Source organism: Polaromonas sp. P1_G2, from assembly GCF_056405515.1.
Genome location: NZ_JBFUBY010000183.1, coordinates 1 through 8,642, shown reverse-complemented (window position 1 = coordinate 8,642; position 8,642 = coordinate 1). Strand labels below are relative to the sequence as shown.

The window sequence follows — 8,642 nt, the reverse complement described above, 5'->3', positions numbered from 1 at the left end:
CCTCGGCATCGGGGTGGTGATGCGTTGCGTCGTAAGCCGCGGCGGCCACCGAGGCCATGGCGCGGCAGCCTTCGGTGTAGGCGCGCATGGTCATCAGCATGCGCTTGACGTCGGGGTGGTGGATGATGGGCGCGCTGGCCTTGATGGAGCCGTCGACGGGGCGGCTCTGCACGCGGTCTTTCGAAAACGCCACGGCCTTCTGGTAGGCACGCTCGGCAATCGCGATGCCCTGCATCCCGACGGCGTAGCGCGCCGAGTTCATCATGATGAACATGTATTCGAGGCCGCGGTTTTCTTCGCCGACGATGTAGCCGACGGCGCCACCGTTGTCGCCGTACTGCAGCACAGCGGTGGGCGAAGCCTTGATGCCCATCTTGTGTTCTATGCTCACGCAGTGCACGTCGTTGCGCGCGCCCAGTGCGCCGTCCTTGCCGACCATGAACTTGGGCACGACAAACAGGCTGATGCCCTTGACGCCTTCGGGCGCGCCCGTGACGCGGGCCAGCACCAGGTGCACGATGTTCTCGGCCATGTCGTGCTCACCATAGGTGATGAAGATCTTGGTGCCGAAAATCTTGTAGCTGCCGTCGGGTTGCGGCTCGGCAYGGCTGCGCACCATGGCCAGGTCTGAGCCGGCCTGTGGCTCGGTCAGGTTCATGGTGCCGGTCCACTGGCCGCTCACGAGTTTTTCGAGGTAAACCGCCTTGAGCTCGTCGGAGCCGGCCGTCAGCAGCGCCTCGATGGCACCGTCGCTGAGCAGCGGGCACAGCGCGAAGCTCATGTTGGCCGAGTTGAGCATTTCGCCGCAGGCCGCGCCTATGGTCTTGGGCAGGCCCTGGCCGCCAAAATCGGCCGGGTGCTGCAGGCCTTGCCAGCCGCCTTCGACGTATTGTTTGAAGGCTTCCTTGAAGCCGGGCGTGGTGGTGACTTCGCCGGCCTGAAAGCTTGAGGGGTTGATGTCGCCCTCGCGGTTCAGCGGGGCCAGCACGCCTTCGTTGAACTTGGCGCACTCCTCGAGCACGGCTTGCGCGGTATCGAAGCCGGCTTCCTCGAAGCCCGGAATCTGCGCGATCTGTTCGATGTTGGCCAGGTGCTGGATGTCAAACAGCATGTCCTTGAGAGGGGCTTTGTACGTCATGTTCTTGTCTCCGAATTTCTCTTGCTCCTTCCCCCGCTGGGGGAAGCTTGGGATGGGGGCTTGCGGCCGTGGCAAAGTGCTCGCTCAACCGCCGCCGGTCCCCACCCCTGCCCTCCCCCAGTGGGGGAGGGAGTTAACTCACTAACAGGTCACAAAGCCGCGACCAGCTCGGGCACGGCCGTGAACAGGTCGGCCTCCAGGCCGTAATCGGCCACGCTGAAGATAGGCGCCTCAGGGTCTTTGTTGATCGCGACAATGACCTTGCTGTCCTTCATGCCGGCCAGGTGCTGGATCGCGCCGGAAATGCCGGCGGCGATGTAAAGCTGCGGCGCGACGATCTTGCCGGTCTGGCCCACTTGCCAGTCGTTGGGGGCGTAGCCCGCATCGACGGCGGCGCGCGAGGCGCCCAGCGCCGCGCCCAGCTTGTCGGCCAGCGGCGTCAGCACTTCGTTGAACTTCTCGCTGGAGCCCATGGCCCGGCCACCCGAGACGATGATCTTGGCGGCGGTCAGTTCAGGGCGGTCGCTCTTGGCGATCTCGGAACCCAGGAAAGTCGACTTGCCGCTGTCGGCCACGCCCGCAGGGGTCTCAATCGTCGCGGAGCCGCCTGTGGCAGCCGCGGCGTCAAAGCCGGTGGTGCGCACGGTGATGACTTTGGTCGCGTCCAGGCTTTGCACGATGGCAATCGCGTTGCCGGCATAGATGGGGCGCTCAAAGGTGTCGGCGGCATCAACCTTGGTGATGTCGGAGATCTGGCCCACGTCCAGCGTCGCGGCTACGCGGGGAGCGATGTTCTTGCCCGAGGCGGTGGCGGGAAACAGGATGTGCGAATAGGCGGAAGCGATGGCCAGCACCTGCGCGGCCATGTTCTCGGCCAGGCCGTGGGCGAAGTGCTCGCCTTCGACATGGATGACCTTGGCGACGCCGGCAATCGCGGCGGCGGCCTTGGCGGCGGCTTCGGCGCCCTTGCCGGCCACCAGCACGTGCACGTCGCCGCCGCACTGTGCGGCAGCCGTCACGGTGTTGAGGGTGGCGGGCTTGATGGAGTTGTTGTCGTGTTCTGCCACGACGAGTGATGCGAGTGCGGTCATTTCAATCAACTCCTTAGATAACTTTGGCTTCGTTCTTGAGCTTGTCCACCAGGGCGGCCACGTCGGCCACCTTGATGCCGGCGCTGCGCTTGGGCGGCTCGCTGACCTTCAGGGTCTTGATGCGCGGCTTGACGTCGACGCCGAGCTCTTCGGGCTTGATGTTGTCGAGCKGCWTCTTCTTSGCCTTCATGATGTTGGGCAGGGTGACGTAGCGCGGCTCATTGAGGCGCAGGTCGGTGGTGATGATGGCCGGCAGCGTGAGCGAGAGGGTTTCCAGGCCACCGTCGACTTCGCGCGTGACCTTGGCGGTGCCGCCTTCGACTTCGACCTTGGAGGCAAAAGTCGCCTGGGGCCAGCCCAGCAGCGCGGCCAGCATCTGGCCGGTCTGGTTGCAGTCGTCGTCGATGGCTTGCTTGCCGAGGATGACGAGCTGGGGTTGTTCTTTTTCGACCAGGGCCTTGAGCAGCTTGGCGACGGCCAGGGGCTGCAGTTCTTCGGCGGTCTCCACCAGGATGGCGCGGTCGGCGCCTATGGCCATGGCGGTGCGCAGGGTTTCCTGGCACTGCAGCACGCCGCAGCTGACGGCGATCACCTCGGTGACCACGCCTTTTTCCTTCAGGCGGGTGGCCTCTTCGACGGCGATCTCGTCAAACGGGTTCATGCTCATCTTGACGTTGGCGATGTCGACACCAGTGCCATCGGATTTGACGCGGACTTTCACGTTGTAGTCGACTACACGCTTGACGGGGACCAAGACCTTCATGACAGGGCTCCAGAGTTGTTGATGAGATGTATTGATTGACGTTGACGTAAACGTAAGCTTTGCATTCTATGCTGCGGCATGCCGGGTGCGGGCTGCGGGGCCGGCGGCCGGAAGGTAACCAGCACTGCCGGGCAGAAAAAGAACGGTCGTTCTATTTTTCATTATAGAGGGCGAAACAAGGGGAATTAGAGCATCCTGCCCAACCGTTGTCCTAAAGGTGTCTTTCAGGCGCCAATTGCCCCGCGGCTGGGCGCCCTCCAGGGGCCCGGGCCGGTTCAGGAGGGTTTGGCGGCGTCCCCGTCCGCCGTGACGCGGGTGTGCACCACGCGCTGCGGATAGGGAATGTCGATGTTGTGCGCGCGCAGGGCTTCCAGGATGGCCAGGTTGATGCGGGAGCGCAGGTTTTGCTGGCCGTTTTCCGGGTCGGCCATCCAGTAGTTGAGCGTGAACTCCAACCCGTCGGCGCCGAAGTTGGTCAGGTTGGTGCCGGGGGCCGGGTCGCGCAGCACGCGGTCCTGCCTGAGCGCGGCCTCGTTGAGCAGGCGCATCACGAGCTCCACATCGCTGTCATAGCCCACCGAAACCACGGTGGACTGCAGCACCTGCGGGTCGCTCAGCGACAGGTTTTCAACGCGGGTGCTGATGAACATCTCGTTGGGCACGATGGACTCGCGCCCCGAAGGTGCGCGCACCACGGTGTAGCGCGCGTTGATGTCGGTGATGCGGCCCTCGAAGGTGTCGACCCGGATGTTGTCGCCTATGCGCACGCTGCGCTCGGCCAGCATGACAAAGCCGCTGACGTAGTTGGCGGCCAGCTTCTGCAGGCCGAAACCCACGCCCACGCCTATCGCGCCGCCCAGCACCGACAAGGCTGTGAGGTCTATGCCTACCGAGGACAGCGCCAGCATCAGGCCCACAAACATCAGCACGGCGCGCACCGCGTTGCTGACGGCCTTGCGCAGGGACAGTTCGTTGCCAGTGGCCTTGCGCAGCAGGCGCGACTCGATGGCCGACGATATCCACAGCGTGATCAGCAGCACCACGCCGGCCGTCACCGCGCCTTCGAGCATGGTGCGCACCGAGAGGTTGCTGTTGCCTATCTTCCACTTGATGCCGTCGAGTTCTTCCAGCACCACGGGCAGCAGGCCGCTGACCCACAGCACCATGGCGATCCAGGCCAGCCAGGAGATGGTGCGCTCCAGCGCCCGCACCAGCGGTGCATCCTTGAAGGCCACCTGCAGCACCTTGACACCCAGGCGTATCGCGGCCAGCGAGACCAGCACGGGAATCGCCACCTTGAAGAGCGCCAGCGGAAACATGCGCTCCAGCAAAGCCTTGGCCGCGTAGGCCAGGAACAGCAGCAGCAGGGGGAAAAGCACACCGTCGATCACGCGCCGCCCGAACAGGATGGAGCTGTCGTCGACCGCCATGCGCGCGCGGCCCGCCACGCGCACCACCAGCCAGGCCAGCAAGGCGCAACCGATCAGCGCGGCCACCTCCGTGAGCGTCGTGGGCTGGGCCAGCGCGGCGAACCAGGCGTCCAGGTTGTCGATACGGGCGGGGGGACGGGTCGTCAGGGCGCCGGCGCTGGCCATTGGGGTTTCCTTTTTTCGATGAAGGCCTGTACGCCCTCCTGTGCAACGGCATGGGCCATGTTGCGGGCCATGGACTGGCCCGCGAGCTGGTAGGCGGCCTCGATACCGGTTTCACGTTGTTGGTAAAAAAGCGCCTTGCCCATGGCCAGCGCCTCGCGCGGTTTGGACAATAGCGACTGCAGCAATTTTTCGACTTCGCCGTCCAGCGCCTCCAGCGGCACGACGCGGTTGACCAGCCCACGCTGGCGCGCTTCATCGGCCGTGATGAAGCCGCCGGTCAACAGCATCTCCATGGCCTGCTTGGCCGGGATGTTGCGCACCAGCGGCACGCTGGGCGTGGCGCAGAACAGGCCCACGTCTATGCCGTTGACGCCGAAGCTGGCACTGCCGGCCGCCACGGCCAGGTCGCATTGCGCCACCAGCTGGCAACCGGCCGCGGTGGCCAGGCCTTGCACCCGCGCGATGACAGGCACCGGCAGCTTCTGGATGCTGAGCATCATGCGCGTGCACTGGGCAAACAGCTTCTGGTAATAGGCCAGTTCGGGCTGTGCGTGCATGTCTTTGAGGTTGTGGCCGGCGCAAAAGGCCTTGCCCTCGGCCGCGATGACCACCGCGCGCGCCGCGCCGTCGGCCGCGATCGCGTCGAGCGCGGCCTGCAGCGCGGCCAGCACGTCCTCGCTGAGGGTGTTGAAGCTGGCGGCGCGGTTCAGCACCAGGCGGTGCACGCCGCGCGCGTCCTGGSTATGCAGCACGGGTGCCGAAAGGTCAGCGGATGCGGCGCTCATGAAACAAACCTCCTACAGGTCGGCCAGCACGCGGATGTGGGCTTCCACGCTGCGTGCCAGCGCGTTCAGGTTGTAGCCGCCTTCCAGCGACGAAACAATCCGGCCCTGCGAGTGGCGTTTCGCGACGTCCTTGATGCGCTGGGTGATCCAGGCGTAGTCCTGCTCAACCAGGCCCATCTGGCCCAGGTCGTCGTCGCGGTGCGCGTCGAATCCGGCGCTGATAAAAATCATCTCGGGCTTGAATTCCTCCAGGCGCGGTATCCACATCATCTCGACCAGCTCGCGCACGTCCATGCCCTTGGTGTAGGCCGGCACGGGCAGGTTGAGCATGTTGCCGGCATGGCTCTCGGTGCCGCTGTAGGGGTAGAGCGGATGCTGGAAAAAACTCACCATCAGCACCCGCTCATCCCCGCTGAGGATGTCCTCGGTGCCATTGCCGTGGTGCACGTCGAAGTCGACAATCGCCACACGCTTGAGGCCGTGGCGCTCCAGCGCATAACGCGCGGCGACGGCGATGTTATTGAAAAAGCAGAAGCCCATGGCCTTGTTATGGCAGGCATGGTGGCCGGGCGGCCGCACGGCGCAGAAGGCGTTTTCGAGTTCGCCGGACAGCACGGCATCGGTGGCGGCCAGCGCRGCGCCGGCGGCGCGCAGGGCGGCGTTCCAGGTGTGCACGTTGAGGGCGGTGTCGGGGTCGATCTGGGCATAGGCCGGGCCGCCCGCCCGTATGTCATCGGCTAGGTGGTCGCTCAGGCCGCGCAGCGCGGCGACCATCATGCGATCGTGTGCGAGTTCGATGTCGCCCAGGGCCGCCTGCGGCGCCTCGCGGGCGTCCAGCGCGTCCTTGACGCCGATGGCCAGCAGCCAGTCGTCGATGGCATCGAGCCGCTCGGGGCATTCCGGGTGCCCGGCCCCCATTTCGTGCTTTCGGCAGTCGGGATGGCTGAAATAACCGGTCGCGTTCATCGGGAAACCATCGGGCAATGTTTTACGAAAATTTACGGTATGGTTGACGCCATGAATGTCACAGAAAAACTTCAAGCGCTCCTGAATCAGCTTAACACGGTCATCGTCGGCAAGCCGGCCCAGGTGCAGGATTGCGTGGCCTGCCTGCTGGCCGGCGGCCACCTGCTGATCGAGGATGTGCCGGGCGTCGGCAAGACCACGCTGGCCCATGCGCTGTCGCGCTCCTTCGGCCTGCAGTTTTCACGCGTGCAGTTCACCGCCGACCTGATGCCCAGCGACCTGTCGGGCGTGTCGATTTACGAGCGCCAGAAGGAGAGTTTTGTGTTCCACCCCGGGCCGGTGTTCGCCCAGGTGCTGCTGGCCGATGAAATCAACCGCGCCAGCCCCAAGACCCAGAGCGCCCTGCTCGAGGCCATGGAGGAAAAACAGGTCACCGTCGAAGGCGAAACCCGCCCCCTGCCCCTGCCCTTTTTTGTGATCGCCACGCAGAACCCGCACGACCAGCTCGGCACCTACGCCCTGCCCGAGTCGCAGCTGGACCGCTTCCACATGCGGATTTCGCTGGGTTACCCCGACCGCGCCGCCGAGCGCGAGCTGCTGCGCGGCGCCGACAGGCGCGAGATGGTCGAGCAACTGCCCGCGCTGCTGGCGCCGCACGACCTGCTGGAGCTGCAGCAGATGGTGGCCAAGGTCCACGCGTCCGAGCCGCTGCTCAACTACCTGCAAGACCTGGTGGCGGCCACCCGTTCGGGCCGCTGGTTTTTGCAGGGCCTGAGCCCGCGCGCCGGTATAGCCATCATGCGGGCCGCCAGGGCCCAGGCCTTTCTGAGCAAGCGCGATTACGTGGCGCCCGACGATATCGCCGCGGTGCTGCCCCAGACCGCCGCGCACCGGCTGATTCCCGTCAGTGACGCCGGGCGCGGCTCGGTGGAACAGGTGCGCGCCATGCTGGAAGCCGTGCCCCTGCCCTGAGCACCGCCCCCAAAAAAACACATCGTCCGCTTTTTCCGCCCCTTCCCTCTCCTTATGGCCGCGCTGGCATCCACCCTCAACCCCCTGGCCTTCGTGCGTGCCCGCTTCCAGGCCTGGTGGCAGAGCAAGCTGCCTTTCACCGACAGCGTGACGCTGACCCAGCGCAACGTTTACATCCTTCCCACCCGTCCGGGCTGGATGATGGGTGTCACCCTGCTGGTGCTGCTGGTGGCCGCCATCAATTACCAGCTGAGCCTGGGCTACCTGCTGACTTTTTTGCTGGCCGGCAGCGCGCTCATCGGCATGCATGTCTGCCACGGCACGCTGCGCGGCCTGTCCATGAACCTGGTCGCGCCGCACGCCCAGTATGTGGGCGCCACCGCCGCTTTCGAGGTCAAGCTGACCAACACCCGGCGTACAGTGCGCCACGGCATAGGCCTGAGCGTGCTCAACCCGCATGACGTAGACGCCGAAAAAGGCCGCGAGCGACACTGGGCCTGGACCGACGTGCCCGCGCAAGGCAGCAGCGTGGTGCAGGTGGCCTTCACGCCGCCGAAGCGCGGCCTGCACAGGCTGCCCACGCTGACCGCCGAAACCCGGTTCCCGCTGGGCACCTTCCGCGTCTGGACCGTCTGGCGGCCCGGCGCCCAGGTCCTGGTCTACCCCGCGCCCGAAGCCCACCCGCCGCCCCTGCCGCCCGGCGAACCCCGCTCAGGCGGCGCCGCGGCCGCCCTGCGCGCGCAAAGCAGCGGCGAATTCGACGGCGTGCGGGGTTACCGGCGCGGCGACCCGATGAAACTGGTGGTCTGGAAGAAGGCCGCGAAGGACGACGGCCAAGGAAGCGGGCTGGTGGTTCGCGACACGCAGCAGGCGCAGCGGCATGAGTTGTGGCTGGACTTTGCGCAGGCCGGTTCTGCCGGCGTTGAGCAGAAGCTTTCACGGCTGTGTGCCTGGGTGTTGTTGGCTGACAAGCTGTCGCTGGACTATGGATTGAGGTTGCCTTCTTTGGAGATCAAGCCTGCCAGTGGGGAGGCGCATAAAAGGCTTTGTCTGGAGGCGCTGGCCGTATGTTGAAGGGTTCTGTTTCCGTTCGACGGGCGGGTTCTCTKCTRAGTCCTGCTGGCCGGGRTCGCCCGGCGGCGACTCACTTTTCTTTGCTTCGCCAAAGAAAAGTAAGCAAAAGAAAGGCGACCCGCAGTCTGGGTCCCTACGCTTCGCTWCGGGCAACCTGCGGTGCTCGAGCCAAGCGGGGTCTGGCTAAACTCGCCTTCGGCTCAAACAACGCCAGCCCTGATCCGCTTGTCTCTGCGCTCCTCGGCCCAGCCAGGACGG

Annotated in this window: 8 protein-coding genes; 2 read left to right on the top strand and 6 right to left on the bottom strand. The window is 65.4% G+C overall.

The genetic code is table 11. From position 1 onward, the window contains the following. The 6 genes from AC1D0P_RS17550 to AC1D0P_RS17525 all read right to left on the bottom strand — a co-directional run. The coding region (locus AC1D0P_RS17550; RefSeq protein ID WP_477677920.1) for an acyl-CoA dehydrogenase family protein at window positions 1–1,138 on the bottom strand (1,138 nt) is incomplete at its 3' end. A 149-nt stretch (window positions 1,139–1,287) separates the two neighbouring features. Further along, window positions 1,288–2,229, bottom strand: coding sequence for an electron transfer flavoprotein subunit alpha/FixB family protein (locus AC1D0P_RS17545; protein ID WP_477677919.1), 942 nt, complete (start codon window positions 2,227–2,229; stop codon window positions 1,288–1,290). Between the two features lie 13 nt (window positions 2,230–2,242). Beyond that, window positions 2,243–2,992 carry an electron transfer flavoprotein subunit beta/FixA family protein gene (locus AC1D0P_RS17540; RefSeq protein ID WP_477677918.1) on the bottom strand — a complete coding sequence of 250 codons (750 nt, stop codon included), beginning with the start codon at window positions 2,990–2,992 and terminating at the stop codon, window positions 2,243–2,245. A gap of 275 nt (window positions 2,993–3,267) precedes the next feature. Beyond that, window positions 3,268–4,587 carry a mechanosensitive ion channel family protein gene (locus AC1D0P_RS17535; RefSeq protein WP_477677917.1) on the bottom strand — a complete coding sequence of 440 codons (1,320 nt, stop codon included), beginning with the start codon at window positions 4,585–4,587 and terminating at the stop codon, window positions 3,268–3,270. Beyond that, window positions 4,566–5,372: an enoyl-CoA hydratase gene (locus tag AC1D0P_RS17530; RefSeq protein WP_477677916.1), complete on the bottom strand. Its 807-nt coding sequence runs from the start codon at window positions 5,370–5,372 to the stop codon at window positions 4,566–4,568. The genes AC1D0P_RS17535 and AC1D0P_RS17530 overlap by 22 nt, the downstream gene beginning before the upstream one ends. A 12-nt stretch (window positions 5,373–5,384) precedes the next feature. After that, the gene (locus AC1D0P_RS17525; protein WP_477677915.1) at window positions 5,385–6,338 is read right to left on the bottom strand and encodes a histone deacetylase family protein; all 954 of its coding nucleotides are present in this window, start codon (window positions 6,336–6,338) and stop codon (window positions 5,385–5,387) included. Window positions 6,339–6,389: 51 nt separating this feature from the next. Between AC1D0P_RS17525 and AC1D0P_RS17520 the strand changes: the two genes are divergently transcribed. Next, window positions 6,390–7,310, top strand: coding sequence for an AAA family ATPase (locus tag AC1D0P_RS17520; protein ID WP_477677914.1), 921 nt, complete (start codon window positions 6,390–6,392; stop codon window positions 7,308–7,310). Window positions 7,311–7,364: 54 nt separating this feature from the next. Beyond that, a complete protein-coding gene (locus AC1D0P_RS17515) occupies window positions 7,365–8,384 on the top strand; it encodes a DUF58 domain-containing protein (RefSeq protein ID WP_477677913.1) in 1,020 nt (339 codons plus the stop codon). Window positions 8,385–8,642: the final 258 nt, after the last annotated feature.